General features: G+C 77.1%; 26 protein-coding genes and 1 pseudogene. 23 read left to right on the forward strand and 4 right to left on the reverse strand.

From position 1 onward, the window contains the following. The first annotated feature begins 40 nt into the window (after positions 1 to 40). From CHB98_RS00500 to CHB98_RS00545, 10 genes are all read left to right on the forward strand, one after another. Positions 41 to 1,579 (forward strand): uroporphyrinogen-III synthase, encoded by a 1,539-nt coding sequence (locus CHB98_RS00500; RefSeq protein ID WP_089303667.1) that lies wholly within the window; start codon positions 41 to 43, stop codon positions 1,577 to 1,579. After that, positions 1,576 to 2,565 (forward strand): porphobilinogen synthase, encoded by a 990-nt coding sequence (gene hemB, locus CHB98_RS00505; protein ID WP_089303668.1) that lies wholly within the window; start codon positions 1,576 to 1,578, stop codon positions 2,563 to 2,565. The genes CHB98_RS00500 and hemB overlap by 4 nt, the downstream gene beginning before the upstream one ends. Continuing rightward, the gene (locus CHB98_RS00510) at positions 2,562 to 3,050 is read left to right on the forward strand and encodes a hypothetical protein (RefSeq protein WP_089303669.1); all 489 of its coding nucleotides are present in this window, start codon (positions 2,562 to 2,564) and stop codon (positions 3,048 to 3,050) included. Before hemB ends, CHB98_RS00510 begins: the two co-directional genes overlap by 4 nt. Then, on the forward strand, positions 3,047 to 4,432 hold the full coding sequence (gene hemL / locus CHB98_RS00515; protein ID WP_089303670.1) for a glutamate-1-semialdehyde 2,1-aminomutase: 1,386 nt from the start codon (positions 3,047 to 3,049) through the stop codon (positions 4,430 to 4,432). Before CHB98_RS00510 ends, hemL begins: the two co-directional genes overlap by 4 nt. Further along, a complete protein-coding gene (locus CHB98_RS00520; protein ID WP_089303671.1) occupies positions 4,432 to 5,067 on the forward strand; it encodes a histidine phosphatase family protein in 636 nt (211 codons plus the stop codon). The genes hemL and CHB98_RS00520 overlap by 1 nt, the downstream gene beginning before the upstream one ends. Next, positions 5,064 to 5,639 (forward strand): TlpA family protein disulfide reductase, encoded by a 576-nt coding sequence (locus tag CHB98_RS00525; protein WP_089303672.1) that lies wholly within the window; start codon positions 5,064 to 5,066, stop codon positions 5,637 to 5,639. The genes CHB98_RS00520 and CHB98_RS00525 overlap by 4 nt, the downstream gene beginning before the upstream one ends. Then, on the forward strand, positions 5,639 to 6,457 hold the full coding sequence (locus tag CHB98_RS00530; protein ID WP_089303673.1) for a cytochrome c biogenesis CcdA family protein: 819 nt from the start codon (positions 5,639 to 5,641) through the stop codon (positions 6,455 to 6,457). The genes CHB98_RS00525 and CHB98_RS00530 overlap by 1 nt, the downstream gene beginning before the upstream one ends. Beyond that, positions 6,454 to 8,127 carry a cytochrome c biogenesis protein ResB gene (resB, locus tag CHB98_RS00535; RefSeq protein WP_089303674.1) on the forward strand — a complete coding sequence of 558 codons (1,674 nt, stop codon included), beginning with the start codon at positions 6,454 to 6,456 and terminating at the stop codon, positions 8,125 to 8,127. The genes CHB98_RS00530 and resB overlap by 4 nt, the downstream gene beginning before the upstream one ends. After that, complete coding sequence (gene ccsB, locus CHB98_RS00540) at positions 8,117 to 9,055, forward strand: c-type cytochrome biogenesis protein CcsB (RefSeq protein ID WP_089303675.1); 939 nt, start codon at positions 8,117 to 8,119, stop codon at positions 9,053 to 9,055. Before resB ends, ccsB begins: the two co-directional genes overlap by 11 nt. Positions 9,056 to 9,172: 117 nt before the next feature. Next, positions 9,173 to 9,409, forward strand: coding sequence for a hypothetical protein (locus CHB98_RS00545; protein WP_089303676.1), 237 nt, complete (start codon positions 9,173 to 9,175; stop codon positions 9,407 to 9,409). A 27-nt stretch (positions 9,410 to 9,436) separates the two neighbouring features. Here CHB98_RS00545 and CHB98_RS00550 read toward each other — a convergent pair whose 3' ends face one another. Further along, entirely contained in the window at positions 9,437 to 9,643 is a 207-nt protein-coding gene (locus CHB98_RS00550; RefSeq protein WP_089303677.1) for a hypothetical protein, read from the reverse strand. Positions 9,644 to 9,778: 135 nt separating this feature from the next. Between CHB98_RS00550 and CHB98_RS22125 the strand changes: the two are divergent. The 3 genes and pseudogenes from CHB98_RS22125 to CHB98_RS00560 all read left to right on the forward strand — a co-directional run. After that, positions 9,779 to 9,829, forward strand: a pseudogene (locus CHB98_RS22125) (AsnC family transcriptional regulator); the annotation flags it as partial. Positions 9,830 to 9,844: 15 nt separating this feature from the next. Further along, a complete protein-coding gene (locus CHB98_RS00555) occupies positions 9,845 to 10,192 on the forward strand; it encodes an Lrp/AsnC family transcriptional regulator (RefSeq protein ID WP_245820835.1) in 348 nt (115 codons plus the stop codon). Further along, positions 10,176 to 10,487: a DUF4229 domain-containing protein gene (locus CHB98_RS00560; RefSeq protein WP_089303679.1), complete on the forward strand. Its 312-nt coding sequence runs from the start codon at positions 10,176 to 10,178 to the stop codon at positions 10,485 to 10,487. The genes CHB98_RS00555 and CHB98_RS00560 overlap by 17 nt, the downstream gene beginning before the upstream one ends. A gap of 38 nt (positions 10,488 to 10,525) precedes the next feature. Here CHB98_RS00560 and CHB98_RS00565 read toward each other — a convergent pair whose 3' ends face one another. Then, positions 10,526 to 11,398, reverse strand: coding sequence for a 1,4-dihydroxy-2-naphthoate polyprenyltransferase (locus CHB98_RS00565; protein WP_089303680.1), 873 nt, complete (start codon positions 11,396 to 11,398; stop codon positions 10,526 to 10,528). Positions 11,399 to 11,400: 2 nt separating this feature from the next. Beyond that, the gene (gene menE, locus CHB98_RS00570; RefSeq protein ID WP_089303681.1) at positions 11,401 to 12,528 is read right to left on the reverse strand and encodes an o-succinylbenzoate--CoA ligase; all 1,128 of its coding nucleotides are present in this window, start codon (positions 12,526 to 12,528) and stop codon (positions 11,401 to 11,403) included. Here menE and CHB98_RS00575 point away from each other — a divergent pair. Genes CHB98_RS00575 through CHB98_RS00585 form a run of 3 tightly spaced genes read left to right on the forward strand, consistent with a single transcriptional unit; the run spans position 12,527 to position 16,044 of the window. Beyond that, positions 12,527 to 13,549: an o-succinylbenzoate synthase gene (locus tag CHB98_RS00575; protein ID WP_281251811.1), complete on the forward strand. Its 1,023-nt coding sequence runs from the start codon at positions 12,527 to 12,529 to the stop codon at positions 13,547 to 13,549. The two genes, menE and CHB98_RS00575, sit on opposite strands and share 2 nt — an antisense overlap. Beyond that, on the forward strand, positions 13,546 to 15,228 hold the full coding sequence (gene menD / locus CHB98_RS00580; protein ID WP_089303683.1) for a 2-succinyl-5-enolpyruvyl-6-hydroxy-3-cyclohexene-1-carboxylic-acid synthase: 1,683 nt from the start codon (positions 13,546 to 13,548) through the stop codon (positions 15,226 to 15,228). Before CHB98_RS00575 ends, menD begins: the two co-directional genes overlap by 4 nt. A 30-nt stretch (positions 15,229 to 15,258) precedes the next feature. Next, a complete protein-coding gene (locus CHB98_RS00585) occupies positions 15,259 to 16,044 on the forward strand; it encodes a GAF and ANTAR domain-containing protein (RefSeq protein WP_089303684.1) in 786 nt (261 codons plus the stop codon). 18 nt (positions 16,045 to 16,062) lie between these two features. Here the strand turns inward: CHB98_RS00585 and CHB98_RS00590 are convergent, their stop codons facing one another. Continuing rightward, positions 16,063 to 17,322: an isochorismate synthase gene (locus CHB98_RS00590; protein WP_245820836.1), complete on the reverse strand. Its 1,260-nt coding sequence runs from the start codon at positions 17,320 to 17,322 to the stop codon at positions 16,063 to 16,065. A gap of 51 nt (positions 17,323 to 17,373) precedes the next feature. Here CHB98_RS00590 and CHB98_RS00595 point away from each other — a divergent pair, with 51 nt between their 5' ends. The 7 genes from CHB98_RS00595 to nuoE all read left to right on the forward strand — a co-directional run bounded on the left by CHB98_RS00595 (position 17,374) and on the right by nuoE (position 23,743). Continuing rightward, entirely contained in the window at positions 17,374 to 18,099 is a 726-nt protein-coding gene (locus tag CHB98_RS00595; protein WP_089303686.1) for a demethylmenaquinone methyltransferase, read from the forward strand. A 193-nt stretch (positions 18,100 to 18,292) separates the two neighbouring features. Continuing rightward, positions 18,293 to 19,552, forward strand: a complete 1,260-nt coding sequence (locus tag CHB98_RS00600; RefSeq protein WP_089303687.1) for a geranylgeranyl reductase family protein — start codon at positions 18,293 to 18,295, stop codon at positions 19,550 to 19,552. Between the two features lie 27 nt (positions 19,553 to 19,579). Next, positions 19,580 to 19,942 carry an NADH-quinone oxidoreductase subunit A gene (locus tag CHB98_RS00605; protein WP_425432500.1) on the forward strand — a complete coding sequence of 121 codons (363 nt, stop codon included), beginning with the start codon at positions 19,580 to 19,582 and terminating at the stop codon, positions 19,940 to 19,942. 10 nt (positions 19,943 to 19,952) lie between these two features. Then, on the forward strand, positions 19,953 to 20,633 hold the full coding sequence (locus CHB98_RS00610) for a NuoB/complex I 20 kDa subunit family protein (protein ID WP_089303688.1): 681 nt from the start codon (positions 19,953 to 19,955) through the stop codon (positions 20,631 to 20,633). Then, positions 20,630 to 21,367 carry an NADH-quinone oxidoreductase subunit C gene (locus tag CHB98_RS00615; RefSeq protein WP_089303689.1) on the forward strand — a complete coding sequence of 246 codons (738 nt, stop codon included), beginning with the start codon at positions 20,630 to 20,632 and terminating at the stop codon, positions 21,365 to 21,367. The genes CHB98_RS00610 and CHB98_RS00615 overlap by 4 nt, the downstream gene beginning before the upstream one ends. Positions 21,368 to 21,392: 25 nt before the next feature. Then, positions 21,393 to 22,724, forward strand: a complete 1,332-nt coding sequence (locus CHB98_RS00620; protein WP_089303690.1) for an NADH-quinone oxidoreductase subunit D — start codon at positions 21,393 to 21,395, stop codon at positions 22,722 to 22,724. Beyond that, entirely contained in the window at positions 22,721 to 23,743 is a 1,023-nt protein-coding gene (nuoE, locus tag CHB98_RS00625) for an NADH-quinone oxidoreductase subunit NuoE (protein ID WP_089303691.1), read from the forward strand. Before CHB98_RS00620 ends, nuoE begins: the two co-directional genes overlap by 4 nt. Position 23,744 lies beyond the last annotated feature (1 nt).

The raw sequence follows: 23,744 nt of genomic DNA on the forward strand, positions 1-23,744 counted from the left end.
CGTCACCAGAGCCCGGTCGGGCAGGAACCAGGAGCAGGACATGACGCGCAAGAACGGCGCGGCTGGCACGGTCGTCTTCGTCGGCGCAGGCCCGGGCGACCCCGGGATGCTGACCGCCCGCGCGACCGCGGCGTTCGCGGGGGCGCACACCGTCCTCGTCGACCCCGACGTCCCCCCGGCGATCACCGAGGCCCTCCGCGCCGAGCGCCCCGACCTGGAGCCCACGCCCGCCACGGGCGAGCCGGCCGAGGTCGCCAAGGCCGCGGTGGCCGCCGCCCGGTCGGGCGGCACCGTCGTCCGGCTGGTCGCCGGCGACCCCTTCACCGACGACGCCGTGGTCAAGGAGGTGCTGGCCGTGGGCCGCACCTCCGTCGGCTTCGACGTCGTCCCCGGCGTCGCCGTCGCCACCGCCGTCCCGGCGTTCGCCGGCGTCGCCCTCGGCGGCACCTCCCTGTCGGCCGACCTGCGCGGCGGCGAGGCCGACCTGGGCGCGCTGGCCGCCGCCGCGCGGAGCCTGGACGCGCCGCTGGTGCTGCAGGGCAACGCCGAGGACCTCCCCGACGCCGCGGCGCGGCTGGTGGAGGGCGGCCTGCCCGGCAGCACGCCGGTCGTGGTCACCACCGGCGGCTCGGGCACCGGGCAGCGCAGCGTCGTCGCCCGGCTCGCCGCCGTCGCCGAGAAGACCGCCGGGCTGGACGCCGTGGCCGGCCCGGTCGTGGCCACCGTCGGCTCGGCCGTCGACAAGCGGGCCAAGCTGTCCTGGTGGGAGAGCCGGCCGCTGTTCGGCTGGCGGGTCCTGGTGCCGCGCACCAAGGACCAGGCCGGTGAGATGAGCGACCGGCTGCGCGCGCACGGCGCCGTCCCGGTCGAGGTGCCCACGATCGCCGTCGAGCCGCCGCGCAGCCCCGCGCAGATGGACCGCGCGGTCAAGGGCCTGGTCACCGGCCGCTACGGCTGGATCGTGTTCACCTCGGTCAACGCGGTGCGCGCCGTCCGCGAGAAGTTCGTCGAGCTCGGCCTGGACGCCCGCGCGTTCGCCGGCGTCAAGGTCGCCTGCGTCGGGGAGTCCACCGCCGACGCGGTGCGCGCCTTCGGCATCGTGCCGGAGCTGGTGCCCACCGGGCAGCAGTCCAGCGAGGGCCTGCTGGCCGACTTCCCCGAGTACGACGACGTGCTCGACCCGATCGACCGGGTGCTGCTGCCCCGCGCCGACATCGCCACCGAGACCCTCGCCGCCGGGCTCAAGGAGCGCGGCTGGGAGATCGACGACGTCACCGCCTACCGCACCGTCCGGGCCGCCCCGCCGCCCGCGCCGGTGCGCGAGGCCATCAAGGGCGGCGGCTTCGACGCGGTGTGCTTCACCTCCTCCAGCACCGTGCGCAACCTGGTCGGCATCGCCGGCAAGCCGCACGCGCGGACCGTCGTCGCGGTGATCGGCCCGCAGACCGCGGCCTCGGCGCAGGAGTTCGGCCTGCGGGTCGACGTCCAGCCGGAGACCGCGGCCGTCGGCCCGCTGGTCGACGCGCTCGCCGACTTCGCCGCGGCGCGCCGCGCCGCGGAGGGCGGCGACCAGCGGTGACCGGTGGAGCGAGCCCGGGTTTCGCGCGCGGGCGGCGGCTGCGGTCGACGCCCGCGCTGCGGCGGCTCACCGCGCAGACCCGGCTGGACCCCGCGGACCTGGTGCTGCCGGTGTTCGTCAAGGAGGGCCTGGCGGAGCCGCAGCCGATCGGGTCCATGCCGGGCGTCGTCCAGCACACTCCCGACTCGCTGCGCAAGGCCGCGCACGAGGCGGCCGAGGCCGGCGTCGGCGGGCTGATCCTGTTCGGCGTCCCCGCGGAGAAGGACGCCGCGGGCTCGCAGGCCGACGCCGCCGACGGCGTGGTCAACGTGGCCCTGCAGCAGCTGCGGGCCGACCTCGGCGACGAGCTGGTGCTCATGGCCGACCTGTGCCTGTGCGAGTACACCGACCACGGCCACTGCGGGGTGGTCACCCCGGCCGGCGTCGTCGACAACGACCCGACGCTGGACCGCTACGCCGCCGTCGCGATCGCCCAGGCCCAGGCCGGGGCGCACCTGATCGCCCCCAGCGGGATGATGGACGGCCAGGTCGCGGCCATCCGCCGGGCGCTGGACGGCGCCGCGTACACCGAGACGCCGATCCTGGCCTACGCCGCCAAGTACGCTTCCGGCTTCTACGGTCCCTTCCGCGAGGCGGCCGAGGGGGCGCCGCAGTTCGGCGACCGCTCCAGCTACCAGATGGACCCGCCCAACGCCGACGAGGCGCTGCGCGAGGTGCGCCAGGACCTCGCCGAGGGCGCGGACGCGGTCATGGTCAAGCCGGCGCTGCCCTACCTGGACATCGTGGCCCGGGTGGCCGACGCCGTCGACGTCCCGGTCAGCGCCTACCAGGTGAGCGGCGAGTACGCGATGGTCGAGGCGGCCGCCGCCCACGGCTGGATCGACCGGCGGCGCGCGGTCCTGGAGACGCTCACCGCCATCCGGCGGGCCGGGGCGGGCACCGTGCTGACCTACTGGGCGGTGGAGGCCGCCCGCTGGCTGCGGTGACCCACCACGTCGAGCCCGGGGGTTCCTGGCGGCCGGTCCGGCTGGCCGCGGGGGTGTGGGTGGCCCTGGTCGTCCTGGAGCTGGTGCTGCCGGGGTCGTGGGTGCCCTCCCTGGTGCTCACCCTCGCGGCGGGCGCCCTCGGCGGTGCCCTCGGCCACACGCTCATGCTGCGGCGGACCCGCACGCTCCGGCTGGACGACGCAGCGCTCACGGTCGGCCGGGAGCGCGTGCGGCTGGCGCACGTGGACGCCGGCCACCTGCGCGCCGTCCTCGCCGGCACGGCCGGGGCCGACGCCGGTGCCCCGCTGCTCGGCGGGGCGTCGTCGCTGCCGCGGGGCCGGGCCGCCCTGCCGCTGCGGCTGACCGACGGGCGCACCGTGCTGGTGCCCACGCGCGACCCGGCCGCGCTGACCCGGGCGCTGCTCGCCGGAGTGCCGGACACCACCGACCGGCCACCCGGCCGGAGGGGGACACTGGGGTCGTGACCTCGCTGGACAGCCCCCCGTACGCCTACGAGGCCCCGGCGTCGGCCGGCCTGTTCACCCGCGCCCGGCGGGTCACCCCCGGCGGTGTGAACAGCCCCGTGCGCGCCTTCGGCGCCGTCGGCGGCACGCCGCGCTTCATGGCACAGGGGCAGGGCGCCTGGCTCACCGACGCCGACGGCCGCCGCTACGTCGACCTGGTCGCCTCCTGGGGGCCGCTGATCCTCGGCCACGCCCACCCGGCCGTCGTCGAGGCGGTCACCGCCGCGGCCCGCCGGGGCACCACCTACGGCGCGCCGACCGAGGGCGAGGTCGAGCTGGCCGAGGAGATCGTGGCCCGGGTCGCCCCGGTGCAGCAGGTGCGGCTGGTCAACTCCGGCACCGAGGCCGTCCTGTCCGCCGTCCGGCTGGCCCGCGGGGTCACCGGCCGCCGGCTGGTCGTCAAGTTCGCCGGCTGCTACCACGGCCACGTCGACGCGCTGCTGGCCTCGGCCGGCTCCGGCGTGGCCACCCTCGGCCTGCCGGACACCCCCGGGGTCACCACCGGCGCCGCCGCCGACACCGTCGTGCTGCCCTACAACGACGCCGCCGCGGTGGAGGCCGTGTTCGCCGAGCGCGGCGCGGAGATCGCCTGCGTGGTCACCGAGGCCGCGGCCGGCAACATGGGCGTCGTCCCGCCGCTGGACGGCTTCAACTCCGCGCTGCGCCGGATCACCGCCGAGCACGGCGCGCTGCTGGTCGTCGACGAGGTCATGACCGGGTTCCGGGTCAGCCGGTCCGGCTGGTACGGCCTGGACCCGGTGGACGCCGACCTGATGACCTTCGGCAAGGTCATGGGCGGCGGCCTGCCCGCTGCCGCGTTCGGCGGCCGCGCCGACCTCATGGAGCACCTGGCCCCGGCCGGGCCGGTCTACCAGGCCGGCACGCTGTCGGGGAACCCGGTGGCCGTCGCCGCGGGCCTGACCACGCTGCGGCACTGCACCGACGAGGTCTACGCCCGCTGCGACGAGGTGGCCGTCACCCTGCGCGGGGCGGCCAGCGCGGCGCTGTTCTCCGCCGGGGTCCCGCACCGGGTGCAGCAGGCCGGGTCGATGTTCTCGGTCTTCTTCGTGCCCGACGAGCGGCCGGTCCGCGACTACGCCGACGCCCGCTCGCAGGACGCCGCCCGCTACACCGCCTTCTTCCACGCCATGCTCGCCCGCGGGGTGTACCTGCCGCCGTCGGCGTTCGAGGCGTGGTTCGTCAGCGCCGTGCTGGACGACGCCGCCGTCGAGCGGGTGCTGGACGCGCTGCCGGCCGCCGCCCGCGCCGCCGCGGAGGTCGACCCCGCGTCCGCACCACCCGCTGAGGAGCCGGCCGACGCCGCCACCGGGATGAGCACCTGATGGCCGCCACCACGGTCGTCCACCTGCTGCGCCACGGCGAGGTGCACAACCCCGAGAAGGTGCTCTACGGCCGGCTGCCGGGCTACCGGCTGTCGGAGACCGGCGAGGCGATGGCCGTCGCGGCCGCCGACTGGCTCGCCGACAAGCACGTCACCCACCTGGTGTCCAGCCCGCTGGAGCGTGCCCGGCAGACCGCCGCGCCGATCGCGACCAAGCTGGACCTGCCGCTGGAGATCGACGAGCGGCTGCTCGAGGCGGGCAACGCCTTCGAGGGGCTGCGCGTGGGGGTGGGCGACCGCGTGCTGCGCTCGCCCCAGCACTGGTGGAAGCTGCGCAACCCGATGCGCCCGTCCTGGGGCGAGCCCTACGTCGAGATCGCCACCCGGATGCTCGCCGCGGTCGAGGCCGCCCGCGACGCCGCCCGCGGGGCCGCCGCGGTGTGCGTCAGCCACCAACTGCCGATCTGGACGCTGCGGCTGCACCTGGAGGGACGCCGCTTCGCGCACGACCCGCGCCGCCGCCAGTGCGGCCTGGCCAGCGTCACCTCGGTCACCTACGACGGCGACCGGGTCGCCGGGATCAGCTACGCCGAGCCCGCCGGGGCCACACCCCCCGACGAGGTGCCCGGCGCATGAGGAGGTGTCTGCTCGGCGCGCTCGCGGGCGCGCTGCTGCTCACCGGCTGCACCTCCGGCGCCGGCGCGGCCGACGTGGCCGACGGCCGCGAGTTCCGCTTCGTGCAGGGCACCCCGTCCGGCGAGGTCATCCCGCCCGCGGAGCGCGCCGCGGCGCCGGAGTTCGGCGGCGAGACGCTCGACGGCGCGCCGTTCGACTCCGCCGAGCTCGACGGCGGGATCGCGGTGCTCAACTTCTGGGGCTCCTGGTGCGCGCCCTGCCGGGTGGAGTCCCCGCAGTTCCAGGAGGTCTACGCCGAGGTGCGGGACCGCGGGGTGCGGTTCCTCGGCGTCAACGTCAAGGACACCGACCAGCTGGCCCGCGCGTTCGAGGACAGCTCCGGCATCGAGTTCCCCTCGCTGTACGACCCGCGCGGCGAGGTGGCCCTGGCGTTCCGGGACTACCCGGCCAATGCCATCCCGTCCACCGTCGTGCTCGACGCGCAGGGCCGGGTCGCCGCGGTCTACACCGGCGCCGTGCAGCAGGAGGACCTGCGCGCGGTGCTGGACCTGCTGATGGCCGAGGAGGGCTGATGGGGGAGACCCTCAGCGGCCTGGTCACCGACGGCCCGCTGCTCGTCGCCGCCGCGGTCGCCGCGCTGGTCGGGCTGCTGAGCTTCGCCTCGCCGTGCGTGCTGCCGCTGGTGCCCGGCTACCTGTCCTACGTCACCGGGTTGGTCGGCGCCGGCGCCGGCGCGCGGTCCGCCGTCCCCGTCCCGGCCGGTGGCGGGACGGCGACCGCGGTACGCGTCGACGAGCGCTCGCCCCGCGGGCGGATGGTGCTCGGCGCGGTGCTGTTCGTGCTCGGCTTCACCGCGGTCTTCGTCGCCGTCGGCACGGCGTTCGGCGGCCTGGGCCGGCTGCTGCTGCAGCACAGCGAGGTCATCACCCGGGTCATGGGCGTGGTCGTCGTCGTGGTCGGCCTGGCCTTCCTCGGCCGGCTGCCGCTCCTGCAGCGCACCGCGCGGCTGTCGGTGCGCCCGGCTGCGGGGCTGGCCGGGGCCCCGCTGCTGGGCGTCGTCTTCGGCCTGGGCTGGACGCCGTGCCTGGGCCCGACCCTGGCGGCGGTGTACTCCCTGGCCTACACCGAGGCCACCGCCGGGCGCGGCGCGCTGCTGGGCCTGGCCTACTGCCTGGGCCTGGGCGTGCCGTTCGTGCTGGTCGCCCTCGGCGCCCGCTGGGCGATGGGCGCCACGTCCTTCCTGCGCCGGCACGCGCGGGCGGTCACCCGCGTCGGCGGCGCCGTCCTCGTCGTCGTCGGGCTGCTGCTGGTGACCGGCGCCTGGACCGAGATGATGCGCTGGCTGCAGGGCTGGCTGGCCGCCAGCGGCCTGGCGGAGACCGCGCTGTGACGACCACGGCCCCGCCGCGGCCGGCCGCCGCGCCACAGCCCCCCGCCCGGCCCTCCGCCGGCGCCCGCGCCTGGGGCCTGTGGCTGCGCTGGTGGCGCCGGCTGACCGCCATGCGGACGGCGATCGTCCTGCTGTTCCTGCTCGCGCTGGCCTCGATCCCCGGGTCGCTGCTGCCGCAGCGGTCGCTCAACCAGAACGCCGTCCGGCAGTACTACGCCGACCACCCCTCCCTGGCCCCGGTGCTCGACCGGCTCTGGGCCTTCGACGTCTTCGGCTCGCCGTGGTTCGCCGCGGTCTACCTGCTGCTGTTCGTCTCGCTGGTCGGCTGCGTCGTCCCCCGGCTGGCCGAGCACGTGCGCGCGCTGCGGGCCGCGCCGCCGCCCGCGCCGCGCCGGCTGCTGCGGCTGCCCGACTCCGGCGAGCTGGCCACCCCCCTGCCCGCCCCGGCCGCCCTCGACGTGGTCGAGGAGGAGCTGCGGGTGCGCCGCTACCGCGTCGTCCGCCGCTCCGGTCGCGACGGCTCTGCCGATCCCGCCGGGTCCAGCGGCATGGAGCTGTCGGCGGAGAAGGGCCGGCTCAAGGAGACCGGCAACCTGCTGTTCCACCTGTCGCTGCTGGCGCTGCTGCTCGGCCTGGCCGGCGGCAAGCTGTGGGGCTACGAGGGCAGCATCCTGGTCACCGAGGGCCGCGGCTTCTGCAACGCCTTCCAGCAGTACGACACCCACTCCTCCGGTGCGCTGGTCGACAGCGAGGACCTCACCCCGCTGTGCGTCGACCTCGTCGACTTCCAGGCCACCTACGAGGAGGACCTCACCGCGGCCTCGTTCACCGCCGACATCACCTACGGCGGGCCGGACGACGAGGGCGTGCCGACGACGATCGGCGTCAACGACCCGCTGCGCCTGGACGGTGACCGGGTGTACGTGACCGGCCACGGCTACGCGCCGCGGTTCACCGTCACCCTCCCCGACGGGACGGCGTTCACCGACGTCTCCGCACCCTTCCTGCCCGACGACCAGGCCACGCTGGCCAGTCAGGGAGCGCTCAAGCTGCCCGACCTCGGCGCGGGGGCGGAGGACCAGCTGGCGCTGGAGGGCTTCTTCGCCCCCACCGGGCTGATGCAGGGCGGCGTGCTCACCTCGATCGACCCGCGGCCGCTCAACCCGCAGGTGGCCATCCTGGCCTACGAGGGCTACCTCGGCCTGGACTCCGGCCTGCCGCAGTCGGTGTACTCCCTGGACGCCAGCCAGATCGAGCGCGGCCGGCTCACCGAGGTGGGCGGGGCCAACCTGTCGGTCGGGGAGACGCTCACGCTCCCGGACGGGACGGCGGTCACCTTCACCGGCGTCGACCAGTTCGCCGCGCTGCAGTTCTCGCACGACCCCGGGCAGGTGTGGGTGCTCACCGCGGCGATCTCCCTGCTGACCGGCCTGCTCGCCCTGCTCCTGGTCCGCCGGGAGCGTGTCTTCGCCCGCGCCGCCCCGTCGCCCGGCGGAGGTACCGTGCTGTCCGTCGGGTCGCTCACGCGCGGCGGCGGGGAGAGCGCCACCTCCTTCGCCGAGCTGACCGGCCGGCTGCGGGCCGCGCTCGACGAGCGCTCCCCGACCCCCTCCGCCCCGTCTCCCGGCGGGGCCACCCCGGAACCGGAGGTCCCCCCGCGTGACCGTTGACCCGTCGCTGGCGCAGCTGTCGGACACCCTGTTCTCGATCGCCGTCGCGCTCTACTCGGTCGCCGTCGTCGCGTTCTCCGCGCAGCTGGCGTTCGGCCGCCGCCCGGTGCGGCAGCTGGTGCCGGCGGGCGGCGGTGGCGCCACCGAGGAGGTCCCCGCCGCGCCGCCGCGCAGCGACCGCTGGGGCCTCCTCGGCCTGGCGTTCACCGTCCTCGGGGCGGTCGTGCACGCCGGCGTGCTGGTCACCCGCGGCATGGCCGCCGACCGGCTGCCCTGGGGCAACATGTACGAGTTCGCCACCGCCGTCGTCCTCGTCGGCGTGGTGGCCTACCTGGTGCTCGCCGTCCGCGTCCCGGCCCTGCGCGACATCGGTGCCTTCGTGCTCGCGCCGGTCGTCCTCGCCCTGGTCGCCACCGGGCTGTTCCTGTACACCGAGACCGGGCCGCTGGTCGCGGCGCTGCGCTCCAGCTGGCTGGCCGTGCACGTGTCCACGGCCATCCTCGGCTTCGGTGTCTTCTTCGTCAGCGGCATCGCCAGCGTGCTGTACCTGCTCAAGCTGCGCTCCGACGCCCGTGGCGCCGGGGCCGACGGGTCGATCCTGTCCCGGCTGCCCGGGGCGGTCACCCTCGACCGGGTCGCCCACCGGACCGCGGTGTTCGGCTTCCCCGTCTGGACCTTCGCGGTCATCGCCGGCGCCGTCTGGGCGGAGAGCGCGTGGGGCCGCTACTGGGGCTGGGACCCCAAGGAGACCTGGGCGTTCATCGCCTGGGTGGTCTACGCCGCCTACCTGCACGCGCGGACGACGGCCGGCTGGCGGGGACGCCCGGCGGCCTGGGTCAACGTCGTCGGCCTGGCCGTCATGGTGTTCAACCTGCTGTACGTGAACATGGTCTCCACCGGGCTGCACAGCTACGGCGGGCTGGACTGAACGCGGACCCCGTCCGTCACACCAGCCGCCCGCCCCACCCGGCGGGCGGCGTGTCGGTGCCGCGCCCGGCACGTCCGTGCTCCCATGTCCCCATGTCGCGCCGGAGGGGGACGCCCCGTGGGTAGGCACTCCGCTCCCGAGGGGGCGGCCGTCGACCCCGTCGTCGCCGCCGCCCTCGCCCGCCGTCGCGGCGAGCCGCGCTCCGAGGGCGACGGCAGCGGCCTCGGCTGGCCGGGGTCGACGACGACGCACGAGGGCCTGGGCTGGCCCGGCGGCACGACCGACCAGGCCGGGACGGACGGCGGCCGGCCGCAGCGCCGCCGCGGCTGGCTGCGCCGCCCCCCGGCCGCCTAGAGCGACCCGGGCCGAGGGCCTCCGCGGCTACGCGGGGGAGCCGTCGTCGCGCCGGGCGCGGCGCTCGAGCTCGCGCAGGAACTCCGGGTCGTCGTCCGGCGCCACCGGGCGCACGGGCCGCCGCTGCGGCCGGGGCCGGGGCGCACCGGCCTGCTTCGCGCCGCTGCGCTCGGCCGCGCGCAGCACGAGCACCACCACGGCGATCGCCACCACCAGCACCACCACGAAGGCCATGGCGGCCCACCCCCTCGCCGATCGAGCCCGACTGCGACCCACAGTACGTGCGCGGGCGATACTCGGGCGCACATCCGGCGCGGCAGTGGGGAGGGACCGGCCATCGACGCCGTCGACAGGCAGCTGATCGACCTGCTGCGCGCCAACGGGCGGGCGAGCTACGCCGAGCTCGCCCGGCGGGTGGGGCTGTCCTCGCCGGCCGTGCACGAGCGGGTGGGCAAGCTGGAGGCGGCCGGGGTCGTCACCGGGTACCGGGCGGTCATCGACCCGGCGGCGGTGGGGCTGGGCGTCACCGCGCTGGTCGGCGTCATCGAGAGCGACTCCGTCGACGACCACGGCCTGGTGGAGGCGTTCGCCGCGATGCCCGAGGTCGAGGACTGCTGGCGGGTCGCCGGCAGCGAGGGGTACCTGCTGAAGGTGCGGGTGACCGACATCCCGGCACTGGAGGCCACCATCAGTGCGTTGAACCGGGTGAGAGGCGTCGCCCGCACGCGGACGACGGTCGTGCTGAGCACCAAGTGGGAGGGCCGCCATGGCGGAGAGGGCTGACGCGGCGGTGCCGGGAGCGCCGACGGGGGGTCCGGCCACCCCGCCGCGGGTCGCGCCGTGGCTGCTGGTCTACACGGTGGGCCGGCTGGCGATCGCCGCGGCGCTGGTCGTGCTGCTGTGGACGCTGGGCCTGGACCTCTGGTCCGGCGCGCTGTTCGGGCTGCTGCTGTCGATGCCGGTGTCCTACCTGCTGCTGCGCCCCTCGCGCGAGCGGCTGACCGAGGCCCTGGCCGCGCGCAGCGCCGTCCGCCGGCGGGCCAGGGCGCAGCGCGAGGCCCGGCTGGCCGGCGACTGACGGCGGCGCCGGCAGCCTCTCGCGCGCGCGGCTGCGGCTCAGCCGCTGAGGGCCAGCCCGGTGCCGAGCAGGACGCCGGTGGCCAGGGTGAGCAGCCCGGTGCCCTGCAGCGCCGCGACGAGCGCCGGCCCGCGCCCGCCGGAGAGCACGGTGCGCACCGGCGGCACGGCCAGCGGGACGGCGAGCAGCGCCAGCAGCGCCCACGGCCGGGCCAGGCCGACGGCGGCGACCACCGCGAAGGCCCCCGCGGGCAGGCCGGCGAACGCGACCCGGGTGCCGCGGTCGCCGAGCAGCACGGCCAGCGTCCGCTTGCCCACGGCGGCGTCGCCCTCGATGTCGCGCAGGTTGTTGACCACCAGCAGGGCCACCGACAGCAGGCCGACCGGCACCGACGCCGCCACGGCCAGCCCGTCGACCGAGCCGGTCTGTACGAACGCCGTCCCGACGACGGCGACCAGGCCGAAGAAGACGAACACGAAGACCTCGCCCAGCGCCCGGTAGCCGTAGGGCAGCGGGCCGCCGGTGTAGGTCCACGCCGCCGCGATGCAGGCCGCGCCGACCGCGACCAGCCACCAGCTGGACAGCGCGGCCAGCGCCAGCCCGGCCAGCGCGGCGACGGCGAAGGCGGCCAGGGCCGCGCCGAGCACCTGCCGCGGGGTGGCCGCCCCGGAGCCGACCAGCCGCATGGGGCCGACCCGGGCGGCGTCGGTGCCGCGCACCCCGTCGGAGTGGTCGTTGGCGTAGTTCACCGCGACCTGCAGCGCGAGCGCGACCACCAGCGCCAGCGCGGCGGGCAGCGGCCGGAAGCCGTCGAGCGCCGCGGCCGCGCCGGAGCCGACGAGCACGGGTGCGAGGGCCGCCGGGAGCGTGCGGGGGCGGGCGCCGGCGATCCACTGGGCGGGGGTGGCCACGGTCAGTGCCCCACGCGCAGGGCCGCGGCCACGCCGCGGCGGTCCGGCTTGCCGGTGTGCAGGGTGGGGACGGCGGCGATGCGGTGCAGCTCCCGCGGGGCGGCCGGCGCGCCCAGCCGGCCGGCCACCCACGGGCGCAGCGCGGCGAGGTCGGGGTCGGCGCCGGGTGCCGCGACGACGGCGGCCACCACCCGCTCGCCCCACTCGTCGTCCGGCCGGCCGAAGACGACGGCGTCGGCGACGTCCGGGTGCTCGCGCAGCACCCCCTCCACGGCCTGCGGGGCGACGTTCACCCCGCCGGTGACCACGACGTCGTCCAGCCGCCCGAGCACGGTCAGCCGCCCGGCCCCGTCCAGCGAGCCGGCGTCGCGGGTGCGGAACCACCCCTCGGCGAAGGCCGCGGCCGTGCCCCCGGGGTCCAGCCGGTAGCCGAGCGCCAGGGTCGGCCCGGCGAGCTCGACGCCCTCGGTGACCCGCACGCGGACCCCGTCGAGGGGCACGCCGTCGTAGACGCAGCCGCCGGCGGTCTCGGTCATCCCGTAGGTGGTCACGACCGCGACGCCCTCGCTCCGGGCGCGGGCCAGCAGGCCGGGGTCGGTCGCCGCGCCGCCGACGAGCACCGCGTCGAACGCCCGCAGCGCGGCGGGCCCGGCGTCGAGGTGCCGGCGCAGCTGGGTGGGCACCAGCGCGGTGTACCGCCGGCCGGCGGGCATCCGGGCGACCGCGGCCGCCAGCTGCTCGCCCGGCGCCAGGACGGTCGGGTCGGTGCCGCCGAGGACCGACCGGCAGAGCACCTGCAGCCCGGCGACCGCCGACACGGGCAGGGCCAGCAGCCAGGCGCCGGGGCCGCCCAGGCGGCGCAGCGTGGCCTCGCCCGACGCCCGCACCGCGCCGGCCGGCAGCAGCACCCCGCGGCCGCCGCCGGTCGAGCCGGAGGTGACGACGACCAGGTCCGCGCCGTCCTCCAGCGGCTCGCCCGGCCGCAGGGCGGCGAGGGCGGTGTCGACGGCGGCCGGCGGGCCGGCGGGCAGCACCGCCAGGGGCGCGGTGCCGTCGAGCGCGGCGCGCAGCCGCGGCAGCAGCGCGCGGGGGTCGGCCGGCGCCGGCACGGGGGTCAGGCGCCGGGGCATGGGCGCCTACGGTACTTCGGCCACCTGCAGAGGCCCGCCGCGAGCGGGCGAGCGGTGGGGGGCAGGGGGTCCTTCTCCTACGCTTGCTGCCGTGATCGACGCCGTCGAGGTCTGGTCGGTGCCGATGCGCACCCGCTTCCGCGGCATCGACGTGCGCGACGGCGTCCTGGTGCGCGGCCCCGCCGGCTGGGGGGAGTTCTCCCCGTTCTGGGACTACGACGTCGCCGAGAGCCGCCGCTGGTGGGCCGGCGCCGTCGAGGCCGCCTGCCACGGGTGGCCCGCGCCGGTGCGCGACACCGTGCCCGTCAACGTGACCGTCCCCGCCGTGGACGCCACGCGGGCGCACGCGATCGTCGCCGCCTCCGGCTGCCGGACGGCGAAGGTCAAGGTGGCCGAGCCCGGCCAGACGCCCGCCGACGACCTCGCCCGGGTCGAGGCGGTGCGCGACGCGCTCGGGCCGGACGGTGCTGTCCGGGTCGACGCGAACGCCGCCTGGGACGTCGACACCGCGGTCGCGCGCCTCCGCGAGCTGGACCGGGTGGGCCTGGAGTACGCCGAGCAGCCGTGCGCGTCGCTGGCGGAGCTCGCCGCGCTGCGCCGGCGGGTCGACGTCCGGATCGCCGCGGACGAGGTGGTGCGCCGCGCGGCCGACCCGCTGCGGGTGGACCTGCGCGAGGCCTGCGACGTCGTCGTCCTCAAGGTGCAGCCGCTCGGCGGCGTCCGGGCGGCGCTGGAGGTGGCGCAGGCGCACGGCCTGCCGTGCGTGGTGTCGTCGGCGCTGGAGAGCTCGGTCGGCATCGCCGCCGGGGTGGCGCTGGCCGCCGCGCTGCCCGAGCTGCCGTTCGCCTGCGGCCTGGCCACCGTCGCCCTGCTCGACGGGGACGTCACCGGCGACCCGCTGCTGCCGGTGGACGGCGCGCTGCCGGTGCGGGCCGTGACGCCCGACCGGCTGGCGGCCGTGGCCGCCGGGCCGGACGTCGAGGCGCGCTGGCGGGCCCGGCTGGCCGCGGTGCGCGGGTGAACCCCTCCACGGCGCTGGCGCGGGTGCTCGTCGACGAGCTGCTCCGCGGCGGGGTCACCGACGCCGTGGTGGCCCCGGGCTCCCGGTCCGCCCCGGTCGCGCTGGCGCTGGCCGCCGCGGAACGGGCCGGCCGGCTGACCCTGCACGTCCGCATCGACGAGCGGACGGCGGCCTTCCTCGCCCTCGGCCTGGCCAGGGCCTCCGGGCGCCCGGTGCCGGTGCTCACCACCTCCGGGACGGCGACCGCGCACCTGCACGCCGCCGTGCTGGAGGCCGACGCCGCCGGGGTGCCGCTGCTCGCGCTGACCGCCGACCGGCCCCCGGAGCTGCGGGACACCGGCGCCAACCAGACGATCGCCCAGCCCGGCCTCTACGGCGGCGCGGTGCGGGCGGCGGTCGACGTCGGCGTGCCCGAGGCCGGCCGCGAGGAGGCGCAGAACCGGTACTGGCGCTCGCTGGTCGCCAAGGCCCTGCTCGTCGCCCGCGGCGCGCTCTCCGGCGACCCGGGCCCGGTGCACCTGAACCTGCCGCTGCGCGAGCCGCTGCTGCCCGACGACGACGCCGACGGCCGCCCGGACGGGCCGTGGTCCGGGCGGCCCGGCGGGGCGCCGTGGACCGAGGGGGCCGCCGCGGCGCCGGACCGCGCGGCCGGCACCGGCCCGGCCCGCACCCTCGTCGTCGTCGGCGACGGCCCGCCGGGGCTGGGCCGGGCGGCGGGCGAGCTCGCGCGGGCCCAGGGCTGGCCGGTCGTCGCCGAGCCCTCCAGCGGGGCGTGGGGCGGGTCGGCGCGCGGCGGCGCGCTGCTGCTCGGGGTGCCGGACTGGGTGGCCGCGCACCGGCCCGAGCGGGTGCTGGTGGTCGGGCGGCCGACCCTGTCGCGGCCCGTCGCGGCGCTGCTGGCCGACCCCGCCGTCCGGGTGGAGACGGTCGCCGCCAGCCCGCGCTGGCCCGACGCCGGCCGGTCGACGACCCGCGTCGGCGCCCTGCCGGCGCCCGGCGCCCCGGCCGACCCGTCCTGGCGGGCGGCCTGGTGCACCGCCGCCGACCGGGTGGGGGCGGTGGTGGACGGCCTGCTCGACGCCGCACCCGGGCTCACCGCCGGGCGGATCGCCCGGGACCTGGTCGCCGGCCTGCCCGCCGGGGCGCTGCTGGTGCTCGGGTCCTCGACGCCGGTGCGCGACGTGGACCGGCTGGCCGCCCCGCGCCCCGACCTGACGGTGCTCGCCAACCGCGGCGTCGCCGGCATCGACGGCACGGTGTCCACGGCGGTCGGCGCGGCCCGCGTGCACGGCGGTCCGGCGTTCGCGCTGCTCGGCGACCTCACCCTGCTGCACGACCTGCAGGGGCTGCTGGTCGGCGAGGGGGAGCCGCGGCCGGACCTCACCGTCGTCGTCCCCGACAACGACGGCGGCGGGATCTTCGCCCAGCTGGAACCGGGGGAGCCGCGCCACGAGGCCGGCTACCGGCGGGTGTTCGGCACGCCGCACGGCCGGGACCTGGTCGCCGTCGCGGAGGCGCTCGGCTGGCCCGCGCAGCGGCTGTCCGGGCCCGGGCAGCTCCCCGGCGCGCTGGCCGCCGGGGGGCCGCGGGTGGTCGTGGCGGGCACCGACCAGCGCGCCGAGGCCGCGCTCGCCGTCCGCCTGCGCTCGGCCGCGGCCGAGGCGCTGCGCGGGGACTGAGCGCACCGCGCGCACGGCTACGGTGGCCCGATGAGGGGGGAGCCGAGGCGGGCGGGGCGGTCCCGGGAGAGCGACGACGACCAGGCCGCGGCCCCGGCGTCCGGCGGCGGCGGGGAGGGCCGCGGTGCCGCGGGCAACCTGGCCGAGACCATGGCCCAGGTCGCCCGGGCGATGCGGGAGGAGCACGGCGACGTCGAGGCCACCCTGCAGGTCATGGCCACCACGGCGGTGCGCGCCGTCCCCGGTGCCGAGGACTGCTCGATCAGCTACGTCACCGGCCGGGAGCGGGTCGAGCCACGGGCGTCCACCGGGGACCTCCCGGCGCGGGTGGACGACCTGCAGACCCGGGTGCGGCAGGGGCCGTGCCTGGACTCGGTGTGGGAGCAGGAGACCGTCCGCATCGACGACATGCGCCGCGAGGCGCGCTGGCCCCGGTTCGCCGCCGGGGCGGTCGAGCTCGGGGCGCTCAGCGCGCTGTGCTTCCAGCTGTTCGTCGAGGGCGACAACCTCGGCGCCCTCAACCTCTACGCGCGCCGGCCGGACGCCTTCGACGAGGAGTCCGAGGACGTCGGCCTGGTGCTCGCCGCGCACGCCGCCGTCGCGCTGGCCGGCGCCCGGGGTGAGGAGGACCTGCGCCGGGCCCTCGGCAGCCGGGACACCATCGGGCAGGCCAAGGGGATCCTCATGGAGCGCCACCGGCTGACCGCCCAGCAGGCCTTCGAGGTGCTCGCGCGCGCCTCCCAGCAGTCCAACCGCAAGCTCGTCGACGTCGCCGAGGAGCTCACGCAGACCGGAGCGGTGCCCGGGCCGGACTGAACCGGGGCGCGCGCCGGGTCAGCTCTCCAGCGCGGCCTGGACGGCGGCGAACTTGGCCTGGGTCTCGGCGAGCTCCGCGGCCGGGTCGGAGCCGGCCACGATGCCGCAGCCGGCGAACAGCCGCGCGGAGGTCGCGTCCTCCGCGGACAGCTGAGCGCAGCGCAGCGCCAGGCCGAACTCGCCGTCCCCGCGCGCGTCGACCCAGCCGACCGGGCCGGCGTAGCGGCCGCGGTCCATGCCCTCCAGCTCGCCGATCAGCGCGGCGGCGGCGCCGGTAGGGGTGCCGCAGACGGCGGCCGTCGGGTGCACCGCCCCGACCAGCTCCAGCAGCCCGGCGCGGCCGCGGACGCCCCGGCCGCGCTGCACGCCGGTGACGTCGGTGGCCAGGTGGCGGACGTTGGCCAGCGTCAGCAGCTCCGGCTCCGCGGGCGCGGTGAGCGTCGTGCAGTACGGCTGCAGGGCCCGGACCAGGGAGTCGACGGCGAGGGCGTGCTCGGCCCGGTCCTTGGCCGAGGACAGCAGGTCCGCGGCCAGCCGCGCGTCCGCGGCGCCGGCGCCGCGGGGCGCGGTGCCGGCCAGCACGCGGGAGGACAGCTGCCGGCCGGTGCGGCGCAGCAGCAGCTCCGGGGTGGCCCCCAGCAGGTCGTCGACGGCGAAGGTCCAGCAGTCGGGGAAGCGGGCGGCCAGCCGGGCGAGCAGCGACCGGACGTCCAGCGGCTCGTCGGCGGTGACCAGCAGGTCGCGCGCGAGCACCACCTTGGCCAGCTCGCCGGCGCCGATGCGGGCCACGGCGGTGGCCACCCGCGCGCACCACGAGGCGGGGTCGAGCGCCCCGTCGGCGTAGCGCAGCCGCCCCGGCCCGGCCGGCGCGGTCGCGGGCGCGGCGACCAGCACGTCGGCGGGGTCGGCGTCCCCGGTGGTGGTCACCCAGGCCACGCCGTCCCGCCGGCCGACGACGACCTCGGGGACGACGAACACCGACGTCCCGGCGGCCGGGTCGAAGGCGATGCTGGCGAAGAGGACCGGCCCGGACCCGGGCACCCCGGCCCGGTCGTCGACGTCGAGGCCGGCGCTGAGCCCGGCCCACCACGCGGCCGCCTCGGCCAGCGCCCGCGGGCCGGTGACCTCCAGCCGGGCCGCCTCGCCCCAGCCGACCAGGCCCTCGCCGCGGCGCACCCAGGACAGGGCGCCGGCGGCGGGCAGCAGCTCCAGCAGGGCCGGCGCCTCGCGCAGCGGCGTCGTGGTGACCGCGGGCGTGCGGGCCCCCGCTGTGGTCACCGCCGCGACGCTCACGAGAGCAAGAGTAGGCAGCCGGTAGCGTCGCCCGTCGTGGCGGACCGGCGAGACAGCGCACACACCGCGGGCACCCGGGCCGGTCTGGACAAGCGGCCGGCCGACGTCGCGGCCATGTTCGACCGGGTGGCCCGGCGGTACGACGTCACCAACACCGTGCTCTCCGGCGGCCGGGACGCCTCCTGGCGGCGGGCCACCCGCGAGGCGCTCGGTGCCCGGCCGGGGCAGACGGTGCTCGACGTCGCCGCCGGGACGGCGGTCTCCACGGTGGAGCTGGCCGCCGGGGGCGTGCACGCCGTCGCCTGCGACTTCTCCCAGGGCATGCTGCGCGCCGGTGCCGCCCGGCCGGTGCCCAAGGTGGCCGGCGACGCCATGGCGCTGCCGCTGGCCGACGCGAGCGTCGACGGCGTGGTCATCTCCTTCGGCCTGCGCAACGTCGCCGACCCCGACGCCGCGCTGCGCGAGTTCGCCCGCGTCACCCGCCCCGGCGGCACGCTGGTGGTCTGCGAGTTCTCCAGCCCGACCTGGCCGCCGTTCCGCACCGTCTACACCGAGTACCTGATGCGGGCCCTGCCGCGGATCGCGCGCGCGGTGAGCAGCAACCCCGACGCCTACGTCTACCTGGCCGAGTCGATCCGGGCCTGGCCGGACCAGGCGGCGCTGGCCGCCCGGCTGCAGGCCGCCGGCTGGGCCGACGTGTCCTGGCGCGACCTCACCGGCGGCGTCGTCGCCCTGCACCGCGGGCGCCGGCCGGCCGACTGACCTGCGGCCGGTGCGGATGGGGTGCACCGAGACGCAACCGTGACGCCCCGGTTCCGGGCGGGCCCTTGTCAGCGGGCTCACGGACCGGCCTACAGTAGGGACCGGGCGACCTTGTGAAGCAATTCACAAGCGTGCCGGGAACACCGACGCCGGGGACAGGGGGCGCCGGGCACGCGAGGCGGAGGGGGCCGAGGTGGACGACCGCGACCGCGGTGCCGACGTGCTCGTCGTCGGCGCCGGTCCGGCGGGCTCCTCGGCCGCGTGGCACCTGGCCCGGGCCGGCCTGGACGTCGCCGTCCTGGAGAAGGCCCGGCTGCCCCGGGAGAAGGTCTGCGGCGACGGGCTGACCCCCCGCGGGGTCAAGGCCCTCGACGACATGGGGGTGGACACCACCGGCTGGGTGCGGCACCGCGGGCTGCGGGTCACCGGCGGCGGCGTGGTGGCCGAGGTGGACTGGCCGCAGCTGCGGTCCTGGCCGTCGTACGGCCTGATCCGCAGCCGCCGCGACCTCGACGCCGGGCTCGCCGCGCACGCCGCCGCGGCCGGCGCCCGGCTGGTGCAGGAGGTCACGGTCACCGGCCCGCTGCTGGACGACGCCGGCCGGGTCGCCGGCGTGCAGGCCACCGAGGGGCCGGAGCGGGCGCCGGCCACCTGGCGCGCGCCGCTGGTCGTCTCCGCCGAGGGGCTGTCCGGCCGGCTGGCCAAGGCGCTGGGGCTGCTGCGCCGCGAGGACCGGCCGCTCGGTGTCGCCGTCCGCCGGTACGTGTCCTCCCCGCGCACCCACGAGGAGTACCTCGACATCTCCTTCGACCTGTCCCCTGCCGGCCCGGACGCCGACTCGATGCCCGGCTACGGCTGGGCCTTCGGGATGGGCGACGGCACCAGCAACGTCGGCTTCGGCCTGCTGGACACCCGCCGCGGCTCCGGCACCGAGCCGCGGACCGTGCTGCGCCGGTGGCTGGCCACCCTCCCGCCGGAGTGGGCGCTGGGGGAGGAGCACGCGGTGACCCCGCTGCGCGGCGCCGGCCTGCCGATGGCCCTGCACCGCGGGCCGGCCTACACCCGCGGGCTGCTGCTGGCCGGCGACGCCGCGGGCACCGTCAACCCGTTCAACGGCGAGGGCATCAGCTACGCGCTGGAGACCGGCCGGATGGCGGCCGAGGCGGCGGCGGAGGCCCTCGCCGCGCCCGTCGGCCCGGCCCGGGAGGCCGTGCTGCGCCGCTACCCGGCCCGGCTGCGCGCGGAGTACGGCGGCCACCACCGGCTGGGCACCGGCTTCCTGGCCCTGCTCGCCCGCCCCGACCTGGTCCGCTTCGCCACCGCGCACGGGCTCACCCGCCCGGCGCTGGTGGCCCGGGCGCTGCGCCTCATGGGCAACCTGACCGACGGCCGGGACGGCGACCGGTTCGACCGCGCCGTCGCCGTCCTCACCCGGCTGGCCCCGGCGGTCTGACGTGCCCACCGAGCCGAGGAGCCGCTGATGCTGTCGTACTACGTCCCGATCGTCGGGCTGTTCGCGCTGGCCGCGGGGTTCGCGCTGTTCTCGGTGGCGTTCGCGCCCTACACCGGCCCGCGCCGGTACAACAGCGCCAAGCTGGCCGCCTACGAGTGCGGCATCGAGCCGGTGGACCAGCCGCTGACCGGCGGCCGCTTCCCGATCAAGTACTACCTGACGGCGATGATCTTCATCATCTTCGACATCGAGATCGTCTTCCTCTACCCGTGGGCCGTCGCCAACGACGCGCTCGGCGTCTTCGGGCTGGTCGAGATGGTCGTCTTCATCGGCACCGTGTTCATCGCCTACGTCTACGTGTGGCGGCGCGGCGGCCTGGACTGGGACTGAGGAGCAGACGATGGGTCTCGAGGAGAAGCTGCCGAGCGGCGTGCTGCTGACCAGCGTGGAGAAGCTGGTCAACTGGACCCGCAAGTCCTCGCTGTGGCCGGCCACCTTCGGACTGGCCTGCTGCGCGATCGAGATGATGGCCACCGGGGCCGGCCGCTACGACCTGGCCCGCTTCGGCATGGAGGTCTTCCGCGCCTCGCCGCGGCAGGCCGACCTGATGATCGTCGCCGGCCGGGTCAGCCAGAAGATGGCGCCGGTGCTGCGGCAGATCTACGACCAGATGCCCGAGCCGCGCTGGGTGCTGGCCATGGGCGTGTGCGCCAGCTCCGGCGGGATGTTCAACAACTACGCCGTCGTGCAGGGCGTCGACCACATCGTCCCGGTGGACATGTACCTGCCCGGCTGCCCGCCGCGGCCGGAGATGCTCACCGACGCGATCCTCAAGCTGCACCACAAGATCATGCAGGAGCCGCTGGGGCCCCGGCGGGCCCGCGAGGTGGAGCAGGCCCGCGCCGAGGGCCGGCTGCCCGACCCGCTGGTGGAGATGCCCTCCTCGGTGCGGGTGGACAAGGCCAAGAGGGCCGCCTACGAGCAGGCCGCGGCCGAGCGGCGCACCGGCCAGTTCGCCATCGAGCAGCGCGGCGGGGACGCCGTCCTGCTGCCCGAGCCCTACCTGCGGGGCAGCCGGTGACCGGCCCGGGGGACCGCAGCGGCGAGGACCCGGGCCTGGGCGCCAGCGCCCCGAGTGGCGGGTTCCGCAAGGGCGCCTTCGGCGTCAGCGGCAGCGGCGACACCTCCGGCTTCGGCGGGCTGGTGCGCGTGGAGCCCGGGGGCGCGGTCGCGCTGCACTCGACCGACCGGCCCTACGGCGGCTACTTCGACGAGGTCACCGACGCCCTGGTCGAGGCCGTGGGCCCGCGCGTCTACGACGCCGCCGTGCAGCGGGTGCTGGTCGACCGCGGCGAGATCACCTACTTCGTCGCCCGGGAGCACCTGCTGACCCTGGTGCAGGCCCTGCGCGACGACGAGGCGCTGCGCTTCGAGCTGTGCAGCAGCGTCTCCGGGGTCGACTACGAGGGCAGCGGCGGCCCGGCCGCCGGGCCGGAGCGGCCCCGGCTGCACGTCGTCTACCACCTCACCTCGATGACCTACCGCCGCCGGATCCGGCTGGAGGTCGCGGTCACCGCCGAGGACCCGCACGTCCCCTCCGTCACCGGCGTCTACCCGACGGCGGACTGGCAGGAGCGGGAGGCCTGGGACATGTTCGGCGTCGTATTCGACGGCCACCCGGCGCTGACCCGGATCCTCATGCCCGACGACTGGGACGGCCACCCGCAGCGCAAGGACTACCCGCTCGGCGGCGTCCCCGTCGAGTACCACGACGCCACGATCCCGCCGCCGGACACCCGGCGGAGCTACCGGTGAGCGGCGAGCGCAGGAGGCGCGACCGATGAGCACCACGTACAACCCCGCCGACCCCTACGCCGGCTCGCGGGAGACCACCGAGGGCCGCGTCTACACCGTCACCGGCGGCGACTGGGACCAGACGCTGGGCAGCGAGACGCTCGGCGAGGAGCGGCTCGTCGTCAACATGGGCCCGCAGCACCCGTCCACGCACGGCGTGCTGCGGCTGGTGCTCGACCTCGAGGGCGAGACGGTCACCAAGGCCCGCGTGGTCGTCGGCTACCTGCACACCGGCATCGAGAAGAACACCGAGTACCGCAACTGGACGCAGGGCACCACCTTCGTGACGCGGATGGACTACCTGTCCCCGCTGTACAACGAGGCCGGCTACTGCATGGCCGTCGAGAAGCTGCTCGGCGTCGAGGTCCCGCAGCGGGCGCGCACCATCCGCGTGCTGGTCATGGAGCTCAACCGGATCGCCTCGCACCTGGTCGCGCTGGCCACCTTCGGCATGGAGATGGGCGCGCTCACCGGGATGACCAACGGCTTCCGCGAGCGGGAGATGGTCCTCGACCTGCTCGAGGAGATCACCGGGCTGCGGATGAACCACGCCTACATCCGCCCCGGCGGCCTGGCACAGGACCTCCCCCCGGGCGCGGTCGAGCACATCCGCGAGTTCCTCGAGGTCATGCCGGCCCGGGTGGCCGACTTCCACAAGCTGCTCACCGGCCAGCCGATCTGGCAGGCCCGCCTCAAGGACGCCGGGTACCTCGACGTCACCGGCTGCGTGGCCCTGGGCATCACCGGCCCGGTGCTGCGCGCGACCGGGCTGCCCTGGGACCTGCGCAAGGTCGAGCCCTACCTGGGCTACGAGACCTACGACTTCGAGGTGCCCACCGCCGACACCTGCGACGCGTGGGGCCGCTACCTGGTCCGCATGGCCGAGGTCAACGAGTCGATGAAGATCATCGCGCAGGCGCTGGACCGGCTGGAGCCCGGCCCGGTGATGGTCGAGGACAAGAAGATCGCCTGGCCGGCGCAGCTGTCCCTCGGCCCGGACGGCATGGGCAACTCCCTCGACCACGTCCGCCACATCATGGGCCAGTCCATGGAGGCCCTGATCCACCACTTCAAGCTGGTCACCGAGGGCTTCCGGGTGCCGGCCGGCCAGGTCTACGTGCCGATCGAGTCCCCCCGCGGCGAGCTCGGCTACCACGTGGTCAGCGACGGCGGCACCAGACCGTGGCGGGTGCACGTGCGCGACCCCAGCTTCGTCAACCTGCAGGCGACCGCGGCGATGAGCGAGGGCGGCATGATCGCCGACGTCATCGCCGCCATCGCCTCGCTCGACCCGGTGATGGGCGGGTGCGACCGATGAGTGCGCTGCCGGGTTCCCCGGAGGCGACCGCCACGACGGGGCTGGACTCCAGCCCCGTGCAGCCCCCGGCCGCCGACCTGCCGCCGCTGACCGAGCAGGCCCGGCTCGAGGCGCGGGAGATCATGGCCCGCTACCCGCAGCCGCGCTCGGCGCTGCTGCCGATGCTGCACCTGGTGCAGAGCTACCAGGGCTACGTCACCCCCGAGGGCGTGACGCTGTGCGCCGAGGAGCTGGGCCTGACCAAGGCCGAGGTCGGCGCGGTCGCGACCTTCTACACGATGTACAAGCGCCGCCCCACCGGCCGGCACCTGGTCAGCGTGTGCACCAACACGCTGTGCGCCGTCCTCGGCGGGCAGCGGATCTTCGACGCGCTGGCGGCCGACCTCGGCGTCCACCACGACGAGACCGCCGCCGACGGCTCGGTGACCCTCGAGCACGCCGAGTGCCTGGCGGCCTGCGACTACGCGCCGGTGGTCACCGTCGACTACGAGTTCTACGACCAGCAGGACGTCGAGGGCGCCCGCGCGCTGGTCGCCGCGCTGCGCCGCGGGGACAAGCCGCACCCCACCCGCGGCGCCCCGCTGACGGACTTCCGCGGCGTCTCCCGCCAGCTGGCCGGCTTCTCCCAGCACGCCGACGCCGCGGCCGCCAGCGCCGCCGTCGACGCGCCGGGGGAGTGGGGCCCGACGCTGCGCGGGGTGCACCTGGCCGCCGAGCGCGGCGAGGCCGCCCCGCCCATGCCCGGCGGCACCGAGCGGCACGCACCGGACGCCGGGGAACCGGCCGCCACCGTCCGCCCGGCCGGGCGGGACGGGGAGACCCCCGAGGAGGAGGCCGCCGACGCCCGCGTCGCGGCCGCCGACACCCCCGCCGAGCGCGCCGGCGCCGCGCAGACCCACCCCGACCGCGGCGCCGAGTACGGCCAGCCGCGCGGCCGGCAGCGCGCCGGCACCGAGACCCCACCCACCCGCGACCCCGGCCAGTCCGGCCAGGGGACGTCCATCGAGCGGGAGGCCTGAC

This window comes from Geodermatophilus pulveris (assembly GCF_900188375.1).
Lineage (GTDB): Bacteria > Actinomycetota > Actinomycetes > Mycobacteriales > Geodermatophilaceae > Geodermatophilus > Geodermatophilus pulveris.